The organism is Kluyvera sp. NPDC087067, from assembly GCF_044745165.1.
In the GTDB taxonomy this organism is placed as follows: Bacteria; Pseudomonadota; Gammaproteobacteria; order Enterobacterales; family Enterobacteriaceae; genus Kluyvera.
Genome location: NZ_JBIUZS010000007.1, coordinates 148,880 through 169,399, shown reverse-complemented (window position 1 = coordinate 169,399; position 20,520 = coordinate 148,880). Strand labels below are relative to the sequence as shown.

General features: G+C 56.0%; 18 protein-coding genes. 6 read left to right on the top strand and 12 right to left on the bottom strand.

What is annotated here, in order from left to right; genetic code table 11:
• Window positions 1–12 precede the first annotated feature (12 nt).
• Together ACIPDS_RS17870 and ACIPDS_RS17865 are read right to left on the bottom strand one after the other, a co-directional pair.
• The gene (locus ACIPDS_RS17870) at window positions 13–246 is read right to left on the bottom strand and encodes a YgdI/YgdR family lipoprotein (RefSeq protein WP_166516502.1); all 234 of its coding nucleotides are present in this window, start codon (window positions 244–246) and stop codon (window positions 13–15) included.
• A gap of 98 nt (window positions 247–344) precedes the next feature.
• On the bottom strand, window positions 345–1,235 hold the full coding sequence (locus tag ACIPDS_RS17865; protein WP_400738668.1) for an ROK family protein: 891 nt from the start codon (window positions 1,233–1,235) through the stop codon (window positions 345–347).
• Window positions 1,236–1,399: 164 nt separating this feature from the next.
• Between ACIPDS_RS17865 and ACIPDS_RS17860 the strand changes: the two genes are divergently transcribed.
• Window positions 1,400–2,263 (top strand): MurR/RpiR family transcriptional regulator, encoded by an 864-nt coding sequence (locus tag ACIPDS_RS17860; protein WP_400738665.1) that lies wholly within the window; start codon window positions 1,400–1,402, stop codon window positions 2,261–2,263.
• Between the two features lie 156 nt (window positions 2,264–2,419).
• Here ACIPDS_RS17860 and ACIPDS_RS17855 read toward each other — a convergent pair whose 3' ends face one another.
• Together ACIPDS_RS17855 and ACIPDS_RS17850 are read right to left on the bottom strand one after the other, a co-directional pair.
• Window positions 2,420–2,815, bottom strand: coding sequence for a RidA family protein (locus tag ACIPDS_RS17855; protein ID WP_166516373.1), 396 nt, complete (start codon window positions 2,813–2,815; stop codon window positions 2,420–2,422).
• Window positions 2,812–4,269 (bottom strand): amidohydrolase family protein, encoded by a 1,458-nt coding sequence (locus ACIPDS_RS17850; protein WP_400738660.1) that lies wholly within the window; start codon window positions 4,267–4,269, stop codon window positions 2,812–2,814. The genes ACIPDS_RS17855 and ACIPDS_RS17850 overlap by 4 nt, the downstream gene beginning before the upstream one ends.
• Window positions 4,270–4,471: 202 nt before the next feature.
• On the opposite strand from ACIPDS_RS17850, the gene ACIPDS_RS17845 reads away from it, so the two are divergent.
• Window positions 4,472–5,692, top strand: a complete 1,221-nt coding sequence (locus tag ACIPDS_RS17845) for an amino acid deaminase (RefSeq protein WP_400738657.1) — start codon at window positions 4,472–4,474, stop codon at window positions 5,690–5,692.
• A gap of 127 nt (window positions 5,693–5,819) precedes the next feature.
• On the opposite strand, the gene ACIPDS_RS17840 is transcribed toward ACIPDS_RS17845, so the two are convergent.
• The gene (locus tag ACIPDS_RS17840) at window positions 5,820–6,908 is read right to left on the bottom strand and encodes a MurR/RpiR family transcriptional regulator (protein ID WP_400738654.1); all 1,089 of its coding nucleotides are present in this window, start codon (window positions 6,906–6,908) and stop codon (window positions 5,820–5,822) included.
• Between the two features lie 272 nt (window positions 6,909–7,180).
• Here ACIPDS_RS17840 and ACIPDS_RS17835 point away from each other — a divergent pair, with 272 nt between their 5' ends.
• The 3 genes from ACIPDS_RS17835 to celB are packed head-to-tail and all read left to right on the top strand — an operon-like array spanning window position 7,181 to window position 10,207.
• Window positions 7,181–7,486: a PTS sugar transporter subunit IIB gene (locus tag ACIPDS_RS17835; protein WP_166516377.1), complete on the top strand. Its 306-nt coding sequence runs from the start codon at window positions 7,181–7,183 to the stop codon at window positions 7,484–7,486.
• Between the two features lie 15 nt (window positions 7,487–7,501).
• A complete protein-coding gene (locus tag ACIPDS_RS17830) occupies window positions 7,502–8,803 on the top strand; it encodes a 6-phospho-beta-glucosidase (RefSeq protein ID WP_400738650.1) in 1,302 nt (433 codons plus the stop codon).
• A gap of 54 nt (window positions 8,804–8,857) precedes the next feature.
• On the top strand, window positions 8,858–10,207 hold the full coding sequence (gene celB / locus ACIPDS_RS17825) for a PTS cellobiose transporter subunit IIC (RefSeq protein ID WP_166516379.1): 1,350 nt from the start codon (window positions 8,858–8,860) through the stop codon (window positions 10,205–10,207).
• Window positions 10,208–10,345: 138 nt separating this feature from the next.
• Here the strand turns inward: celB and carB are convergent, their stop codons facing one another.
• From carB to ACIPDS_RS17805, 4 genes are all read right to left on the bottom strand, one after another.
• Window positions 10,346–13,570, bottom strand: coding sequence for a carbamoyl-phosphate synthase large subunit (carB, locus tag ACIPDS_RS17820; RefSeq protein ID WP_400738646.1), 3,225 nt, complete (start codon window positions 13,568–13,570; stop codon window positions 10,346–10,348).
• A gap of 17 nt (window positions 13,571–13,587) precedes the next feature.
• A complete protein-coding gene (carA, locus tag ACIPDS_RS17815) occupies window positions 13,588–14,736 on the bottom strand; it encodes a glutamine-hydrolyzing carbamoyl-phosphate synthase small subunit (RefSeq protein ID WP_166516381.1) in 1,149 nt (382 codons plus the stop codon).
• 455 nt (window positions 14,737–15,191) lie between these two features.
• Entirely contained in the window at window positions 15,192–16,013 is an 822-nt protein-coding gene (gene dapB, locus ACIPDS_RS17810) for a 4-hydroxy-tetrahydrodipicolinate reductase (protein ID WP_400738641.1), read from the bottom strand.
• A 269-nt stretch (window positions 16,014–16,282) separates the two neighbouring features.
• The gene (locus ACIPDS_RS17805; protein WP_400738638.1) at window positions 16,283–16,915 is read right to left on the bottom strand and encodes an alanyl-tRNA editing protein; all 633 of its coding nucleotides are present in this window, start codon (window positions 16,913–16,915) and stop codon (window positions 16,283–16,285) included.
• 92 nt (window positions 16,916–17,007) lie between these two features.
• Here ACIPDS_RS17805 and ACIPDS_RS17800 point away from each other — a divergent pair, with 92 nt between their 5' ends.
• Complete coding sequence (locus ACIPDS_RS17800; protein ID WP_400738635.1) at window positions 17,008–17,916, top strand: LysR family transcriptional regulator; 909 nt, start codon at window positions 17,008–17,010, stop codon at window positions 17,914–17,916.
• Here ACIPDS_RS17800 and rihC read toward each other — a convergent pair whose 3' ends face one another.
• The 3 genes from rihC to fkpB form a co-directional block, all read right to left on the bottom strand.
• Window positions 17,917–18,831 (bottom strand): ribonucleoside hydrolase RihC, encoded by a 915-nt coding sequence (gene rihC, locus ACIPDS_RS17795; protein WP_400738632.1) that lies wholly within the window; start codon window positions 18,829–18,831, stop codon window positions 17,917–17,919. It abuts the gene before it with no gap.
• A 65-nt stretch (window positions 18,832–18,896) separates the two neighbouring features.
• On the bottom strand, window positions 18,897–19,847 hold the full coding sequence (gene ispH / locus ACIPDS_RS17790) for a 4-hydroxy-3-methylbut-2-enyl diphosphate reductase (protein WP_400738629.1): 951 nt from the start codon (window positions 19,845–19,847) through the stop codon (window positions 18,897–18,899).
• Between the two features lies 1 nt (window position 19,848).
• Window positions 19,849–20,298 (bottom strand): FKBP-type peptidyl-prolyl cis-trans isomerase, encoded by a 450-nt coding sequence (gene fkpB / locus ACIPDS_RS17785; protein WP_166516387.1) that lies wholly within the window; start codon window positions 20,296–20,298, stop codon window positions 19,849–19,851.
• Window positions 20,299–20,520: the final 222 nt, after the last annotated feature.

The window sequence follows — 20,520 nt, the reverse complement described above, 5'->3', positions numbered from 1 at the left end:
GCCGTAAATCACTTAGTTATCAAGCTCGCCCATGCTTTTCACCTGGTCGCGGTTGATTTGCTCAGTCTGACCGGTTTCGGCATTTTTGTACGACACCAGGCCAGTATCGTCATCAACCTGAGGTTTACCGTCGGTGACAATGGTTTTGCCGTCCGTCGTTTTTACCGCCTGGTTAGATGAACACCCGGCAACCGTAAAGAGTGCACCTGCGGTCAGAATTGCTACGGTCAATCGCTTATATTGCATCATGTTTCCCTCCTGATTTCGCTTGAAATTCGTTATCACTCTAACCATTTTAGGTTAACGTTTGAAAAACGTGAGGAAAACCAGAACACTCTGAAGCATTATTTTTTAACGATATCTCCACACTGCTGCGCAAAACTGACCGCCGCGCCAATCAGATTCGCATTGTTACGATGCTCGCAAAGCAGCAATGTCGGCATAAATTCTGTCAACTGCTTCTCCTGCACCAGCGCGGTTAAGCGCGCGGAAATACCGGCAAAAATGCGATCGTTCGATGAAATACCGCCGCCGATAACCAGGCAGTCAGGATCGTAGCAGACCTGCAAATTGAATAGCCCCACCGCCATCCAGTGGTAGAACTGTTCGACTTCCTCCAGGGCGATGGCATCGCCTTGTTCGGCAAGGCGGAATACCTCGGCACCGGTGACGGAATCTTCGGCCATAGACATGCGCAGCGCGTAGCGTTTGGCCATCGCCACCGCCGTGCCCAGTTCGCTAAACGTCTGGCCATCCTGCAAGGCCATCAGACCGAATTCTCCGGCATAACGATGGCTGCCACGGCGTAATACTTTATCTTCAAGTATCGCCCCGCCCACGCCAGAACCGACAATCACAAACAGCACGTGGCGATAATCACGCCCTGCCCCCACCGCCGCTTCGGCAATCCCCGCCGCGTTGGCGTCGTTTTCAATACTCACCGGCAGGCCAAACAGCGCAGTCAGCTCAGCCACGATGGGGAAATGGTGGATATAAGGAATCGCGCTAAGCCCGCCAATCACCCCGCGTTCTGCATCAACATTCCCGGGCGCGCTGATACCGACACCTTTAATAGCGTAACGCTGCTGAAAATCACGGCAGATTTCCAGCAACTGTTCTTTCATCTCAAGCCAGCTGGCAGGGGTTTTCACCGACCCGGTATCCTGCAATGCATCCTGTGCCCAAACGCCATATTTTATGGCGCTACCGCCCCAATCAAATAATACAGTAGCCATATCCACCCCATAGTTAGCTAATAATCACAATATGTTATCAGGGGATTATGCCGGGAAATGGGTGGGTAAAACTTGCGCCCTCTCAAAACAATGAACTTCGCGGTGCACCACTTGGTGGGGTTTCTATGGTACAAAGTACCCGCTATTCATTTCAGGGGCTTACTATGTCCGTTTCCATCGACATCATTTCCTGTATCACCGACCGCTTTGTGGAATTGACCACCACCGAGAAACGCATTGCGCAGTTTATTCTCGATGACGTCGAGGCCGCGACAACCCTACCGATTGCCGAAATGGCAAGGCTGACCGGCACCAGCCAGGCGTCGATCACCCGTTTTGCTCGCGCGATTGGCTGTAAGGACGTGCGTGAATTGAAGGTGAAGCTGGCCCAGTCGCTGGCGGTGGGGCAGCGTTTTATCCTCGACGTGCCGGATCTCGAAGGGGTGCAGGGGATTTATGAAACGATCATCAATGTGCTGGAAATAAACCGCCGGGCGCTGGATCCTGAGTCGCTCAAAATGGCCGTTGAATGGCTAAGCGGCGCGCGGCAAATCCTCGCCATTGGCATGGGCGGTGGCTCAACCATCTGCGCACAAGAGGTGCAGTTTCGCCTGTTCCGCTTAGGGCTGCCGGTCGTGAGCCAAAGCGATGGGCTTCTGGTGAGAATGATGTGCTCATCGGTGGCCGCCAACGATGTGGTGCTGGCGCTGTCGCTTGGCGGCTATACGCAGGAAGTGGTCGAAAGCGCGGCTATCGCCCGCCAGTATGGCGCGAAGGTTATTGCGATTACGCCGGACGGCACACCGCTCGCAAGCAACGCTGACGTCGTACTGCCGCTGGTTGTGCGGGAAAATGATTATATCTTTAAGCCCAGCACTTCACGCTATGCCATGCTGGCGATGGTGGATGTGCTGGCAACCGAGCTGGCGATGATTGATAAGGCGCAGACTAAAAACCGTCTGCGGCGGATAAAGCTGGCGCTGGATAGCCATCGGGGCGGGATGGACAGGCAGCCGTTGGGGGATTAGCGCGGGTTTTCCCCCTCACCCTAACCCTCTCCCCGGAGGGGCGAGGGGATGGAACGTGCACTTCTGGATAGTAGAGCCAGAATCTGGCTCGCTTTTCTCCCTCTCCCTTTCAGGGAGAGGGCCGGGGTGAGGGTACAGCGAGCATCCCACCCGCAGTTACTTCACGCGCTCCGCGTTGTAACAGGTCAAATCCACTTCCACCTTGCAGTCCACCACCAAATCTGCCACGCAGCAGACGCGCGCCGGTGGATGATCGGCGAAGAACTCGCGGAACACTTTGTTAAAGGACTGGAAGTAACGCGCATCGGTCAGGTAAACCTTCACATGCACCACGTCAGCCAGCGTATATCCCGCATCCTGCATAATATCGACGCAGTTTTGAATCGCCAGCCGTGACTGCTCGATAATCCCACCTTCAACCACTTCCCCGTCTTTCATCGGCGTTTGCCCGGAGACATACAGCCAGCCACCGGCTTCTACCGCTTTCGCAAAGGGTAAGGATTGCCCACCGGTACCGGTGCTGTCGCCCACGCCATAACGTTTAATGCTCATTGTTGCTCCTTAAGGTTTATGGCCTCCCGACGTAAAAACCGTCCGGCGCGCCCGATAATATGATGATTCTGACCGTAGCTCATCACACCGTTTACCATCACCACCTCAATACCGGCGGCGGGCTGCTGCGGGTCGCTGAAGCTGGCAACATCGCGGATCGTTTGCGGGTCAAACAGCACTAAATCGGCGAAATACCCGCATTTTATCAACCCACGGTCAGTCAGCTTGAAACGTGCCGCTGACAGGCCGGTCATCTTGTGGACGGCCACCGTTAACGGAAAGAGCTGCTCATCGCGGCTGTAATGCCCCAGCACGCGCGGAAATGCGCCCCACAATCGCGGGTGCGGCATCGGATCGTTAGGTAGCCCGTCCGATCCCACCATGGTCAGCGGATAGCGCAGTACCCGCTGCACGTCCTGTTCATCCATGTTGTGGTAGATAGCGCCAGCGGGCATCAGGCGTTTCCCCGCCTCTTCCAGAGTCAGCGACCAGCTTTCGGCTATCTGCTTCAAGCTTTGCCCAGCCATCTCCGGGTGCGGCGTTGACCAGGTGATGATGATGTCAAAATCGCCGGTGATCTGTTTCATATCCAGCGTTGATGAACTGGCAGAGTACGGGTAGCAGTCGCAGGCGACGTCCTGCTGCTCACGCACTTTTTCAAACAGCGCCAGCGTTTGGGCCGTGCGCCCCCAGTTTTTGGCCCCGGCACATTTATGGTGCGAGACGACTACCGGGACATTACCGTGACGCCCAATGCGAAACGCCTCGTCCAGCGCCTCCAGAATCGGTTCAAACTCAGAGCGCAGATGAGTGGTGTAAATACCTTGCTCCGCCGCCAGTTCCTCCGCCAGCGCCATCACCTCTTCGGTGGTCGACTGGAACGCAGAAGCATAGGCAAGGCCGGTGCTCAATCCCAACGCGCCTTGCTGTAATGCCAGGCGTAGCTGCTGGCGCATGGCCTGAATTTCATGGTCATCGGCGGCACGGAACAGCGAATCCATATGGTTGTTTCGCAGCGCGGTATGCCCCACCAGCGTCCCCACGTTGACGGCCGGGCGCGCCTGCGTTACCGCTTGGGCGTAGGCATCCACCGTCGGATAGACAAATTGCGCCGCTTCTCCCAGAAGATTCATCGGGTCAGGAACATCGCCTTTCACGGTCGCTGCGGCGGCACTTATCCCACAGTTTCCGACGATTACCGTGGTTACCCCCTGGCTAATTTTCGGCAGGTACTCGGGCATACGGATAACGTTGATATCATCGTGCGTGTGGACATCAATAAACCCCGGCGCGAGCACGCGCCCCGTACCGTCAATCTCATGCTGAGCCTGGCCGCTGATTGCAGGCGCAATTTCAACAATCCGGTCGCCGCTGACCGCCACATCGCCGCGATACTGCGGGCCGCCGCTGCCGTCAATAACCGTGACGTTGCGGAACAGATAATCAAACTGCATCTCTTTATTACCCCTGTCGTTTTCTGACGCAAAGTTGACCATTTACAAGCGCAGAAAACAGTGAAAGACTACGCAAAACTAACATCATTTAATGATACTTTAATTCATAAGATAAGATAAATTTTATAAATAAATAATATTTACAATAAGTTAATAACAAAAAGAGCCATGATATAAAATAAAACCCTACAGGAATCATGTTATGAAATACCAGAGCGCTTACCTCGTCCCTCATAAATCAGCCCCGATATTTACCCCTGCCAATCTCCTGCATGAAGATGTTTGTCTGCCCGCTGCCGTCATTAAAAAAACGGCTTTAGAGAACAATATTCGCTGGATGCAGCGCTATGCCGACACGCGCGGCGTCTCGCTGGCTCCGCACGGGAAAACCAGCATGACGCCGTGGATTTTCCAGCAGCAACAGCAGGCCGGAGCCTGGGCCATTGGCGTCGGCAGCGCCTGGCAGGCAAGCGTGGCGATGGCGAGCGGAATTCATCGTGTGTTGATGGTGAATCAGCTGGTTGGCAAAGCGAATATGCAGCTGATTTCCCAGCTAAAAGCGCAATTCCCCACGGTTGACTATCTGTGCTGCGTCGACAGTCTCGACAACGCGCGAACGCTCTCCGCGTTCTTTGCCGCTCGCCATCAGACGCTGGATATTCTGCTGGAGCTTGGCGTGCCGGGCGGGCGCTGCGGCTGTCGTCATGCCGAACAAGCCCTGGCGCTTGCCGATGTGATTTCCCGCCTTCCGGCGCTGCGTTTGCGCGGGCTGGAGCTTTACGAAGGTGTTCTGCACGGTGAAAATCCGCAACCGAAAGTTGAGGCCCTACTGCGCGATGCCGCCGCCCTCGCCTGCCAGCTCGAGCGTTATGTCGACGGCGAATTTATTCTGACCGGCGCAGGTTCGGTCTGGTATGACGTGGTATGTAACGTCTGGCTGAGCGCCGATAAACCGGCAAGCTGCCGGGTGGTGATTCGTCCTGGTTGCTATGTCACCCACGATGAGGGGATTTATCTGCAAGCGCAGGAGGCAATTATCGCCCGTGACCAGACGGCCTGCGACCTGGGCGGCGATTTGCTCTCCGCGCTGGAACTGGTGGCAATGGTGCAATCTGTGCCGGAGAGCGGTCGAGCAATAGTGAACTTTGGCAAGCGGGACAGCGCGTTTGACGCAGGATTTCCGCAACCCATTGCGCATTATCGTGCAGGCAACGCATTGAATTTACCCCTTAAAAGTCTCGAAACCACCGGCATTATGGATCAGCATGCGATGCTGAAAATTGCGCCTGGCGCTGACGTGAAGGTGGGAGATATTCTGGTGTTTAGCACCTCGCATCCTTGTCTGACGTTCGATAAGTGGAAGGCGCTGCTGTTGGTTGATGATAGCTATAACGTGCTGGAAACGCTGGAGACGGCGTTTTAGGGGCGGAGCTCTCCCGGCGGCGCTGCGCTTGGCCGGGCTACAAAATAATCAGCGCCGGATTAAGATCTGGCGTTTTTTACATACCACGTAGCCCGGCCAAGCGCATCGCCGCCGGGATCAATGCCAACTATTCGCGCTCCATCCCCTCGCAGAGCAAATCAATCACCAGCAGCGATCCATAGCGTGGGTCGTTGACCGGTAAACACACGTCCTGCGGCTGGCTTAGCGCGCCGTCAGCCTTGCCTATCACCACGATCTCCGCCCCAGCCCAGCGCGCCTGGTGGACGGCGGCTATCACCGTGCTGCTCGCCGTGGTGGCGGCAAAAACCACCAGCACCTGACCGGCACCTAGCATGGAAGCGGTAATCCCCATCAGCGCCGGATCCTGACACACATTGGCGGGATATCCCTGCGTCAGCAGCGTGTACTGGAGCAGGCTGGCAAATGGCGTATCGGCCGTGTTGGCGCTAAAAATATGCACCGCCTTTGCCTGCTTTATCAGGCTTGCGGCCTGAGTCACCGCCGCCGGAGATAATGCGCAAAGCTGCGAATTCAGCGACTGTTGAAGATGATTAAGCGTTTCGCGCCACGGGCCCGGCATATCACCGCCGCTTTGCGGAGCGCTGGCCTGTGCCAGCTTCATGCGCAGGTCGCGAATATCATCGCAGCCTGCCGCACGCGCAAAACGGGTAATGGTGGCAGGACTGACGCCCGCCGCCGTCGCCAACTGATCGATCGTCGCAGAAGCCGCAAACGACACGTCGTCCAGAATGGTCTGCGCAACCCGCGACTCCTGTTGACTGAAATCATGCAGCCGCTGGCGGATCTGCCCCAGAATATCGTCACTATTTTCACGGCCAAGAGAGTGGGAGAAGCGCTCAAGGATCTCACTGCCCACCCCCGCATTTTTCGCCAGCTTCTGTAGCGTTGAGGAATCTACCCACGCCGCATCGCCCAGCATCGGAGCCGCCGGAAGCGACCGGTTGTTAGCCTGCTGCTGCCGACGTACCTGGCCGATAAAGTCATTGATATCGCTACAGCCAATGCTGCGCGAAAAATGCTGCAACGTCGCCGGGCTCACTCCGGCCTTTGCCGCCAGTTCTTCAATGGTGGCTTCGGGGATCTGGGCAAAATTATCGAGAAAAAAACGCGCCAGCCGGGACTCCTGCGCGGGTAAGCCTGAAACCCCATGCACCAGTTGGTAAACAATATCCATAACCTGAGTGTCCTCATGTCGGCACATGCCGCTCGTAAAAAACATCATAATTTATTGAAAATATTTTTCAATTCATTCAACCCATAGCGAGGTGAATCGGTAAAGAGAACCGGTTATTTTTCCGTTTTTATCGCCAGCATCACACTTTTACGCCGTCGTCATACGGCTAAGCAATAGTTTAACCCCGATCACACTCATGAAAATAATTTTCATACATGCTAAGTAAAACCGCTAATGTATGAAATATGTTTTCAAACGAGGGGAAAGTTGTAATGAAAAAAATCATGTTGTGCTGCGCCGCGGGAATGTCTACCAGCATGCTGGTGCAGAAAATGCGTGCTGAAGCCGAAAAACGTTCACTGGCCGTTGAAATCAACGCCTACCCGGTGGCGGAAATTGAAAGCCAGCTTGCTCAGGCAGATGTGATCCTGCTCGGCCCGCAGGTGCAGTTTGAGCTCGCCCGGCTCAGTGAGATTTCGGCTCCCCTCGGTAAGCCCGTCGCCGTTATCGACATGATGGATTACGGCACCATGCGCGGCGATCGCGTACTCGACAAAGCCATCCAGTTAATGGCATAAGCCCCGGAGAAAACGATGAAAATAACCGTTGTTGGCGGGGGAAGCAGCTATACCCCGGAATTGATTGAAGGATTGATTGCGCACCACGCCTCCTTGCCAATGGCGGAACTGGCGCTGGTGGATGTCGAAGCGGGTCGGCAAAAGGTAGACATTATTGCCGCCCTCGCCCGCCGGATGTTCAACCGCAACGGTCTGGAGTCCGTCAAGGTGTCGGTACATTTTGATGCCGACGCCGCCATTAAGGGCTCCCGCTTCGTCCTCACCCAATTACGCGTCGGTCAACTCCCGGCGCGCGCCGCCGATGAGCGTCTTGGGTTAAGCCATCAACTGCTGGGCCAGGAAACCACCGGCGTAGGCGGCTTTGCCAAGGCGCTGCGCACCATTCCGGTGATGCTGGATATCGCCGAACGCGTCGAGCGCCTTGCGCCTGATGCCTGGATAATCAACTTCACCAACCCGGCCGGGATTGTCACCGAAGCCGTGTCGCGCTACAGCAAGGCTAAAATCATCGGCCTGTGTAACGTGCCGGTTACCATGCACCACATGATTGCCGATATGCTTAAGCTGCCGCATAGCGATGTCACGCTGCGCTTTGCCGGGCTGAATCATATGGTTTGGGTACACAAGGTACTGGCTGCGGGGCGTGATGCCACCGATGAGGTGATTGAAATGTTGTGCGACGGCGAACAGCTGTCGATGAACAATATCAAAGCCATTCCATGGCCACCTGAGTTACTGCGCGCCCTGCGCGCTATTCCCTGTCCTTATCACCGCTACTTCTGGCAAACCCGCACCATGTTAGAGGACGAATTGGCGGACGCTGGCAGTAAAGGCACCCGCGCCGAGCAGGTGATGAAAGTAGAAGAATCCCTGTTTCAGCTGTACGCCGACCCACATCTGGATAAGAAACCGGATGAGCTTAGCCTGCGCGGTGGTTCATTCTATTCCGAAGTGGCGGTGCAATTAATCAATGCCTTACACAACAATTCAGGCATCGAAATGGTGGTCAACACCGCCAATAACGGTGCCATTCAGGGGCTACCGGATGACGCCGTGATTGAAACCAACTGTCTGATTGACGCGTTGGGCGCGCACCCATTGGCCTTTGGCAAATTGCCGCCGCTGATGAACGGCCTGACGCAACAGGTCAAAGATTTTGAACGCCTGACCATCGAGGCCGCGGTGCACGGCGATAGAGATAAAGCGCTGCTGGCACTGGTTGCTAACCCGCTGGTGGCCGACGTCAATCTGGCAACCGCGCTGGTGGACGAAGTATTAAGCATCAACAAAGCCTGGCTGCCGCAGTTCAGCAAATAATAACGAAAACAATATAACCCGGTCGGCAACGTCTGCTCCGGGCAGGGGGTGTCTGTGAATAAGTCGATAATTGATAAATACGTTTTGCCGACCGCGCTAAAAATCGCCGGACAAAAGCACGTGCTCTCAGTGCGTGACGGGATCATTCTCAACATGCCGTTTATGCTGATAGGCTCGTTTTTCCTGATTTTCGCCTATCTGCCGGTGCCGGGTTACGGGACGCTGATGACCGAACTTTTCGGCCCGACGTGGCAGGAAAAAGTGCTTTATCCGGTGAAAGCGACCTACGACATCATGGCGCTAATCTCCAGTTTCGGTATCGCCTATCGTCTGGCAGAAAAGTATCGCACTCTTGACCCACTGACCGCCGGAGCGGTGTCTCTGGTGGCCTTTGTGATGACCATTCCGCAGCACATCATGTTTACTCCTGCGGGCAGCGACGTCGCGCAGCTGGTAAAAGGCGTCATGCCGATGGGGCAGATTGGCAGCCAGGGGCTGTTTGTCGCCATCCTGATTGCCCTGCTCTCCACGGAAATCTATCGTTTCGTGAATGACCGTAATCTGGTTATTCGGATGCCAGAAGGCGTGCCGCCTGCGGTGGCGAAATCATTCCTCGCGCTGATCCCCGGTTTTTGCGTGCTGGCTGTGGTGCTGGGGCTGCGTTTATTGGTCGAAGCGACGCCGTTTGGTGACATCAACACCATGATTACCGAACTGGTCGGCATCCCGATGAGCCACGTTGGCGGTTCGCTGCCGGGGATGATTATCTCCGTGCTGCTGATTGGTATTCTGTGGATGCTGGGGCTGCACGGCGACACTATCGTGCTGGTGTTTATCCGCCCGGTTTGGTTGAGCAATATGTCCGAGAACCTGGAAGCGTTCCAGAACGGCCTGCCTATTCCCCACATTATTACCCAGCAGTTTTATGATTTGTGGATTGCGCCGGGCGGCACCGGAGCGCTTCTGGGGTTAGTCATTTTCATGCTGATCCGCAGCCGTAGCGTGCAGATGAAGCAGCTCGGCAAAATTGCCGCGCCGGGCAGCCTGTTTAACATCAGCGAACCGATGGTGTTCGGCATTCCGATTGTCATGAACCCGTATCTGGTGGTGCCGTTTATTCTCACCCCGGTGGTGCTGGTGATTGTTTCCTACGTGGCGATGACGACGGGTCTGGTGGCAAAACCCGCAGGGATCGCGCTGCCGTTTACCACGCCGATTGTGGTCAGTGGATATCTGGCCACCGGTGGGCATATCTCGGGTTCGGTGCTGCAAATCGTCAATCTGGGGATTTCGCTTTTGATGTATTACCCGTTCTTCCGCATCTGGGATAACCTGAAATTCCGCGAAGAGCAGGCCAGCAAATCGCAGCAGACCACCGCGGCAATGCCAGCAACGGAACAGTAATCACCGATAACGTAGCCCGGCCAAGCGAAGCGCCGCCGGGGCCGGCTCATAACTAATCCCGGCGGCGCTTCGCTTGGCCGGGCTACAAAATAAAACAAAAACGCCGGGCAGATGCCCGGCGTTTTTTATTGCTCGCACTTATTTTTTAATCTGCGCGTGCATTTCCTGCACTGATGTCACCTTCTCGGTCGCATCGGCATTCAGCGCCATCGCGGTGGCAAAGCCGCCGTTCAGGGTGGTGTCGTAATGCACTTTGTATTGCAGGGCGCTGCGACGAATCAGCTTGGAATCCTGAATCGCCTGGCGGCCCGCGGTGGTGTTGATGATGTAGGTGTATTCGCCATTCTTGATACGGTCCTGAATATGCGGACGACCTTCATGCACTTTATTCACCAGACGCGGGTTGATACCGGCTTCACCCAGCACCACTGCCGTACCGTGGGTCGCATCCAGCTCGAAGCCCTGTTTCAGCAGCTTGGCGGCCAGGTCTACCACGCGCTCTTTATCGCCTTCGCGAACGGAGAGCAGCGCACGGCCCTGTTTTTTCATGGTGGAGCTGCTGCCCAGCTGTGCCTTGGCGAAGGCTTCCGCGAAGGTGCGGCCCACACCCATCACTTCCCCGGTAGAGCGCATTTCTGGCCCTAACAGCGGGTCAACGCCCGGGAATTTGTTGAACGGCAGCACCACTTCTTTCACCGAGTAGTACGGTGGAATAACTTCTTTGGTCACGCCCTGCTGTGCCAGCGTCTGGCCCGCCATCACGCGCGCCGCCACTTTAGCCAGCGGCACGCCGGTAGCTTTGGAGACGAACGGTACGGTACGTGCCGCACGTGGGTTGACTTCAATCAGGTAGACTTCGTTATCTTTGACCGCAAACTGCACGTTCATCAAGCCGCGTACCTGCAATTCGAAGGCCAGCTTCTGCACCTGCTGGCGCATCACATCCTGAATTTCCTGGCTCAGCGTGTAGGCTGGCAGGGAACATGCGGAGTCACCGGAGTGAACGCCAGCCTGTTCGATGTGCTCCATGATGCCGCCAATCAGCACCATTTCGCCGTCGCAGATAGCGTCAACGTCAACTTCAATTGCGTCATCAAGGAAGCGGTCCAGCAGCACCGGCGCATCGTTAGAGACGCTGACGGCGGTCTGGAAGTAGCGACGCAGGTCGATTTCGTCGTAGACGATTTCCATCGCACGGCCGCCCAACACGTAAGACGGACGCACCACCAGCGGGTAGCCAATCTCTTTTGCCTTCTCTACCGCTTGTTCGATTGCGGTGACGGTGGCGTTCGCCGGTTGTTTCAGCTTCAGACGGTCAACCGCATGCTGGAAGCGCTCGCGGTCTTCCGCACGGTCGATGGCGTCAGGACTGGTGCCGATAACCGGAACACCGGCGGCTTCCAGCGCGCGTGCCAGTTTCAACGGCGTCTGGCCGCCGTACTGGACGATAACGCCTTTCGGCTTCTCGATGCGCACGATTTCCAGCACGTCTTCCAGGGTTACCGGCTCAAAGTACAGGCGGTCGGAAGTGTCGTAATCGGTTGAAACGGTTTCCGGGTTACAGTTGACCATGATGGTCTCGTAACCGTCTTCGCGCAGCGCCAGCGAAGCGTGTACGCAGCAGTAGTCAAATTCAATACCCTGACCGATACGGTTCGGGCCGCCGCCAAGAACCATGATTTTATCGCGGTCAACGGACGGGTTGGACTCGCACTCATCTTCATAAGTGGAGTACATGTAGGCAGTGTCGGTGGCGAATTCAGCCGCGCAGGTATCCACACGCTTGTAGACCGGGTGCAGGTCATACTGGTCGCGCAGTTTGCGGACTTCCGCTTCGCGTACGCCCGCCAGTTTTGCCAGGCGCGCATCGGCAAAGCCTTTACGTTTCAGGTGGCGCAGGAAGTCAGCGTCAAGGCCGGTAATACCGACTTCAGCGACTTTCTCTTCCAGACGCACCAGCTCTTCAATCTGCACCAGGAACCAGCGGTCAATGTTGGTCAGGTTGAAGACGCCGTCGACGGACAGGCCAGCACGGAAGGCATCGGCGATGTACCAGATACGCTCGGCGCCCGCGTCTTTCAACTCGCGGCGGATTTTGGTCAGCGCTTCCGGGTCATCAAGGCTGACTTTCGGGTCGAAACCGGTCGCGCCCACTTCCAGGCCGCGCAGCGCTTTCTGCAAGGATTCCTGCTGCGTGCGACCAATCGCCATCACTTCCCCGACCGATTTCATCTGGGTAGTCAGGCGGTCGTTAGCGCCAACGAATTTTTCAAAGTTGAAGCGTGGAATCTTAGTCACAACGTAGTCGATAGACGGCTCAAACGACGCCGGAGTACGGCCGCCGGTGATGTCGTTCATCAGCTCGTCTAAGGTGTAGCCCACCGCCAGTTTCGCCGCAACTTTAGCAATCGGGAAGCCGGTCGCTTTCGAGGCCAGCGCCGAGGAGCGGGATACGCGCGGATTCATTTCGATAACAATCAGGCGACCGTCTTTCGGGTTCACCGAGAACTGCACGTTAGAACCGCCGGTTTCGACGCCGATTTCACGCAGTACCGCCATCGAGGCGTTACGCATGATTTGATACTCTTTGTCGGTCAGGGTCTGCGCCGGGGCGACGGTGATGGAGTCACCGGTGTGGATACCCATGGCGTCGAAGTTTTCGATGGAGCAGACGATGATGCAGTTGTCGTTTTTATCACGCACCACTTCCATCTCATACTCTTTCCAGCCAATCAGCGACTCATCAATCAGCAGCTCTTTGGTTGGGGAAAGATCCAGACCGCGTTCGCAAATCTCTTCGAACTCTTCACGGTTGTAAGCGATACCGCCGCCGGTGCCGCCCATGGTGAAGGATGGACGAATGATGCACGGATAGCCGACGTCAGCGGCAACCGCCAGCGCTTCTTCCATGGTGTGCGCGATGCCGGAGCGCGCGGTGTCGAGGCCGATTTTCTTCATTGCTACGTCGAAACGGCGGCGGTCTTCGGCTTTATCAATCGCGTCGGCGGTGGCGCCAATCATGGTCACGCCAAACTCTTCGAGTACGCCCTGACGTTCCAGTTCCAGCGCGCAGTTCAGCGCGGTCTGGCCGCCCATGGTCGGCAGAACGGCATCCGGGCGCTCTTTTTCAATAATCTTGCGTACCACTTCCCACTGAATCGGCTCGATGTAGGTCGCATCGGCCATTTCCGGGTCGGTCATGATGGTCGCCGGGTTGGAGTTCACCAGAATGACGCGGTAGCCCTCTTCGCGCAGCGCTTTACACGCCTGAGCACCGGAGTAGTCAAACTCACACGCCTGACCGATAACAATCGGGCCCGCGCCCAGAATCAGGATACTTTTTAGGTCTGTACGTTTTGGCATGGCTCTTTAACTCCTGATTATTTCGCGGACTGACGGTATTGCTCAATTAACTCGATAAAGTGGTCGAACAGCGGCGCAGCGTCGTGTGGACCTGGGCTCGCTTCAGGGTGGCCCTGGAAGCTGAACGCCGGTTTATCGGTACGATGGATACCCTGCAAGGTGCCATCAAACAGCGATTTGTGGGTCACGCGCAGGTTGGCTGGCAGCGAGTCTTCATCAACCGCAAAACCGTGGTTCTGCGCGGTAATCATCACCACGTTGTTGTCGATATCTTTCACCGGGTGGTTGCCGCCGTGGTGACCGAATTTCATCTTGATGGTTTTTGCGCCGCTCGCCAGCGCCAGCAGTTGGTGCCCCAGGCAGATGCCGAATACCGGGACATCGGTCTCAAGGAATTTTTCAATCGCTTCAATGGCGTAGTCACACGGAGCGGGGTCGCCCGGGCCGTTGGACAGGAAGATACCGTCTGGATTCATTTTTAAGACGTCTTCTGCGGAGGTTTTAGCCGGGACAACCGTCAGGCGGCAGCCGCGATCAACCAGCATGCGCAGAATGTTACGTTTCGCGCCAAAATCATAAGCCACCACGTGGAATGGCAACTCTTCTTCGGACTTCGCTTCCGGCAGTTCACCGGTCAGCGTCCAGCTACCCTGCGTCCAGCCGTAGGTTTCTGCGGTGGTCACTTCTTTTGCCAGATCCATTCCGTTCAAACCCGGGAACGCTTTGGCTTTTTCCAGCGCCAGCATCGCATCCAGGTTATCGCCTGCAATGATGCAGCCGTTTTGAGCGCCTTTCTCGCGCAGCAGGCGGGTCAGCTTACGGGTATCGATATCGGCAATCGCCACGATGTTATGGCGCTTTAAGTAGGAAGAGAGGTCTTCGGTATTGCGGTAGTTGCTGGCAATCAGCGGCAGGTCGCGAATGACCAGACCTTGCGCATGTACCTGAGAGGATTCTTCGTCAGCAGCATTGGTGCCGACATTGCCGATATGAGGATAAGTAAGAGTAACGATTTGGCGAGAATAGGAAGGATCAGTGAGGATTTCTTGATAACCGGTCATTGAAGTATTGAAAACGACTTCCCCAACCGCCGAACCTGTTGCCCCGATGGCCCGACCGTAAAACTGGGTTCCGTCTTCCAGAACCAATAGCGCTGACTTAATCAAAACACCCTCCAGAGAATATTTACTCGCTTTATTTGCATATTAATTCATAACAATGGCACAAATCAATGCAAATCTGCTTACCGACGTATTTCTGGCAAACGGCGGCATTCTAGAGATAGCCTCAGCAAAAGTCTACCTTAAAGGACAATTTTTATCATTATTTTGTGGCGTTGATGAATTCACCCGCGATAAGAGGCCAAAAAGATCAACTAACTCACCGTAGAAAACGCTTGCGGAGTCTAAAGAGTGTTAAATTCGCCAGAAGGGAGTGAAAAAGTAGACCAGATGGTCAAAATTTACATTTAACCAACACATTAAGGACAGATAACTTATAAAAACAAGCAACTCATATTAAAATTAATATAAAACGGATAAAATAAAGGGCAATAAAATATTGCCCTGTGTAATCAATCAATTATGACTACAATAACCACATCACGATGGGTAATAAATTCTTATAATTCATTTAAATTCAGCACATCACGCATATCAAAAAGACCATTTTGCTTAGCGTTAAGCCACAATGCCGATCTTACTGCGCCGTTAGCAAAGGTCATGCGGCTGGAAGCCTTGTGGGTAATCTCTACGCGCTCGCCAATATCGGCAAACATGGCGGTATGTTCACCGACGATGTCGCCCGCGCGAACGGTGGCAAAACCAATCGTTCCCGGCACGCGTTCACCGGTATAGCCCTCGCGCGAGTAGACCGCGCAGTCCTTCAGATCTTTATCCAGCGCCCCGGCAATCGCCTCACCCATCGCCAGCGCCGTCCCTGACGGTGCGTCGACTTTATGACGGTGGTGCGCTTCAATAATTTCGATATCGGTGTAGTCGCCCATCACCTTCGCCGCTTTCTCCAGCAGCTTGAGCATGACGTTAACGCCAACGCTGAAGTTAGCCGCGAAAACGATCGCAATCTCTTCTGAAGCCTCGCGGATGGCCTGTTTACCGGCATCATCAAAACCGGTGGTGCCAATGACCATGCCTTTGCCGTGCTGACGGCAAAATGCCAGATGCGTCAGGGTGCCTTCCGGGCGGGTGAAATCGATAAACACGTCGAAATCGTCCTTTACCTCCTCAAGGCTGCTTTGTACGGTCACGCCAGATTTCCCAGCCCCAGCCAGTTCGCCCGCATCGCTGCCCAATAAAGAGGATCCTTCCCGCTCGAGTGCCGCCCCCAGTTGAACGCCTTCCATCGCCATCGTGGCCTGAATTAACTGCCGTCCCATGCGGCCACCGGCGCCCGCAATGGCAACGCGGATTTGTGCATCATGCATAGCTATTCTCTTTTGTTAAGATTGCGTAAATCGTTTTCAGAGTAACCAGCCCGCGACAGCCTCGCCAGCCGAAAACGTCCATAATTAGAATTTAATGATAAACAGAGAGGAATATCAGTAAAAGACATGATTCATCCCGCAGGATGAATCATTGCCGCAGTCGGGGAAAGAAGTCAAACTCGCTCAGAATGGCGAAAGAGAATTAGAAAAGCACTTTAAAACCCGGCAACGGGTAGCCAATTCGCGCGACCGTTTCTGTCATTTCATTTTCAGGCTTCCAGGGTATAGCTCACTACCATCTGCCCTTTTTTCATCTTCACCTGGGTTATCACCACCTCACCCAACTCAGATAAACGAGCTACGTGCGTACCGCCACAGGGATATCCCGGCAGCTCGCCAAATCCCACCTGACGCAGCCCTCCGTCAAAGTCTATCCGACGCGCAAGATTATCGTTTTGCCATTGGCGGATTATCGCCAGAAGTTGTGCCGCCTCCGGCAGCGTACCGCCCTCGCCTGCGGCAAAGGTGATGCGCCCTTCATTGGGCCAATGGTGTGCCTTTATGGGCCGCCAACCGAAGGTTTCGCCTGCCTGACCGATCATGTGCCCGGCGGAGTGCAGCCGGGAATGAAGATGGCGCACGGCAGCATCCACGCACTGCGTCGTTTCACCCAGTGGCAGCGGTTGCGCCACAATATGTACCACCTCTTCACCGCGCGTCATCACGCTTTCCACCGGGTTGCCGCCGAGCGTGCCACTGTCCGAGGGTTGTCCGCCGCCCTGCGGATGAAACAGGGTACGCTCCAGCGTAATCGCATAGCGCCCATCGGGTTCTGCCGTGCAGTGCGTGATGGTCGCGTGACCTCGGGTATCATCGCTGGTGTAATAAAGGCGTTCAGTCATCGTTGTTCTCCTGTTGATGAGCAGAGTATATTCACTTTATCCGTGTCGATAATCCCGTTCACATTCAATGCATCTTTGCCTGGTACGCACAAATGAACCTTAATCTGCTTCCTGACCTTGCCACCTTTGTATTGATTGTCGATCAGGGGAGTTTTTCCGCTGCCGCCAAAGCCTGTGGCGCAACGCCTTCGGCTATCAGCCGCAGCGTGTCGCGGCTTGAGCAGGCGCTTGGCAGTAAACTGTTGCACCGCACCACCCGCAAGCTGGCGCTAAGCGAGACCGGTAAGATGGTTTATGAACACGCGCAGGAGATGCTAAACGCCGCGCAGATGGCGGTAGATTCCGGCAGCAGCCGCCAGACCATCGCCCAGGGTAAGCTCACGCTCAGCGTACCGAAAGCGGTTGGCCGCTTTGTGATTCATCCCTTAATGGCGGAGTTTTTTACCCGCTACCCCGAAGTTGATGTTTGTCTGCGACTCGAAGACCGGTATATGGATTTAATTGATGACGGCGTGGATCTGGCGCTACGGATAAGCCAGTCACCGTCGCCGGGTTTGTACGGTAAGCCGCTCATGCCGGTCAGTCACGTTATCTGCGCCACGCCAGAATATTTGCGCCAGCACGGTACGCCCGATAACCCACAGGCGTTGCGCGATCATAGCTGTATTAGCCTTGGTGAGACACCCGCCGATTCACGCTGGAAGTTCCGCCGGGGTGATAAAGTTGAAACGCTGCAAACCCATGGACGTTATGCCGCCAACCATACCGGCGTGCGGCTGGACGCGGTAAAACATCATCTGGGCATTGGCAGCCTGCCGCTGTTTACCGCGCGTGAAGCGCTTGCCAGCGGCGAGATTGTCCAGGTATTACCGGCGTGGGAGTTTATCAGCGATTACAGCGGCGACCTGTGGCTCTTATGGACGCGCAACCAGCATATGCCCGCCCGAATGCGGGCCATGATTGATTATCTTAGCGAGAAACTCTCCCCGCCCCGCCGTTGATTATGGCGCGCGGGTCAGCACTTCTGCCACCCACTGGCGGAAGCCATCAACATCCAGCGCCAGCGCCACCTGCGCGTTGGCGGGCTGCCCCAGCCTTCCTTCGATATCCACCACGGTGGTGCCCGCCGTGTATTGTCCTTGCGTTTCGACCGCCACAAAACACGATTGCAGGGTAAACAGCTCGGGCCGCACCAGCCAGGCGATAGCGCACAGGTCGTGCATGCGCAGCCCGCTTTGCATACTGCCGCTGCGGTAGTGGCTAAACAGCGCGTGCAGCATACTGCCGGTCTTGTTGAGCGTTGGCAATGCTGCCAGATACTCCGGCGTCAGCACCGCCTCGTTGGTGACATCGAGCCCGCACATCACAATCTCCAGACCGCTGCGAAAAACCAGCGCGGCGGCTTCCGGGTCGATGGCGATATTAAACTCGGCGTTCGGGGTGAAGTTACCGCGCCCGGCGGAACCGCCCATGATCACCAGGCGGCGGATATTGAAGCGGCACTCGGGGTATTGCGTGAGCAGTAAAGCAATATTGGTCAGCGGGCCAATCGCCACCAGCGTCACCGGCTCCGGGGCGTGCATCAACGCATCACGAATCGCCAGAATGGCCGGTTTAGCCAGCGGCTGGCGGTTATGCTCGACAAAGTCATACCCTTCCATCCCCGACTCGCCGTGTACCGAGGCGGCGTCGCGCAATGGGCGCACCAGCGGCGCAGAAGCGCCCTGCGCCAGCGGAATATCGGCGTTCCAGAAGTGCAGCAGCTGTAACGCATTGCGGGTCGTTTTTTCGACCGAGACATTCCCGGCGACGGTGGTCATCAACTGGAGATCCAGCTCGGGCGCAAAAATAGCGGCGGCAATGGCGGCGGCATCATCAATGCCGGGATCGGTATCAAGGAAGATAGGCAGGCGCATGATTTCTCCATAAAAAATGCCAGACATTAAGCCTGGCATTTTTTCACATCCGCGGGAGAATTAATTCACTCGACTTCACGAACATCGACACGCAGTTCGCGCGGCACCTCAAAGACGATATTCTCTTCGCGCCCTTCCAGGGTAATGGCTTCGCCACCGCCCAGCGATTGCAGGCGGGCAATCACGTTTTGCACCAGAATATCCGGCGCAGATGCCCCGGCGGTTACGCCAACGCAGGCGGCGTCTTTTACCCACGCTTCCTGGATATCCGCGGCATCGTCAATCAGATAGGCGGCTTTGCCCATCCGCTGCGCCAGTTCCGCCAGACGGTTGGAGTTGGATGAGTTTTTCGAACCGACCACCAGCACCACGTCGGCCTGCTGGGCGAGCGATCGCACGGCTTCCTGACGGTTGGTGGTGGCGTAGCAAATATCATCTTTGCGCGGGCCGACGATTTTCGGGAAACGTTCACGCAGCGCGTCGATAACGTCAGAGGTGTCGTCCACCGACAGCGTGGTCTGGGTCATAAACGACAGCTTGCTTTCGTCTTTCACACTGAGCGTCAGTACGTCTTCCGGCGATTCAACCAGATACATGCCGCCTTTCGGGTTGCTGTACTGGCCCATCGTCCCTTCGACTTCCGGGTGACCGGCGTGGCCGATAAGAATCGACTCTTCGCCGCGACGGCTGGCGCGCGCGACTTCCATATGCACTTTGGTCACCAGCGGACAGGTGGCGTCAAAGACGGTTAAGTCACGCCCTTTCGCTTCGTTGCGTACGGCTTGCGATACGCCGTGGGCCGAGAAAATCAGGATTGCGCCGTCCGGCACTTCGCTTATCTGCTCGATAAAGATTGCGCCACGCTCGCGCAGACTGTCCACCACGTAGCGGTTATGCACCACTTCGTGACGCACGTAGATAGGCGCGCCATAAATGGCGAGCGCATTTTCAACAATGCTGATAGCGCGGTCAACGCCTGCACAAAAGCCGCGTGGGTTGGCCAACAGGATCTGCATGTTACGCCTCCAGTACCGGATCGACTTCCAGTACTTCAATATCAAAATGAACGGTATGCCCAGCCAGCGGATGGTTAAAATCAACGGTGATGGAATCACCGTTAATCTCGCGAACCACGCCCGGCATTTCGCTGCCATCCATCGCGGTAAACAGCATGATAGCGCCGATTTCCGGCTCGCCCGCATCCATAAATTCGCGACGGGAGAAATACTGGATTAGGTCAGGCGAAGAGATACCAAACGCCGCGTCCGGCTCCAGAGAGAACGCTTTTTTGTCACCCGCCTTCAGGCCGAGAAGATGCTGCTCCAGCCCTTCAGACAAGGAAGCATCGCCCAGACGGAATAGCGCCGGTTTGCCGTTGTTACGGGTTGACTCGGCGGTGGTGCCGTCGTCAAGTTTCAGCGTGAAGTGCACCAGCACTGCGCTGTTGCTTTGAATCGAGTTAGACATGCAGGGACAGCCTTTTATCTTACGACATTGAAATGACGATTATTGTTATTAGGATAGTGCGCTTTGTGGCTCCCCGGCGTGGGGGGGGGGGGGGGGGGGGGGGGGGGGGGGGGGGGGGGGGGGGGGGCCCGCCCCCCCCCCCCCCCCCCCCCCCCGCGGGGGGCGGCCCGGCCTACAGGACGCGGACACGCCAGCACACGACCGCCGGAGACGGCGGGGGCG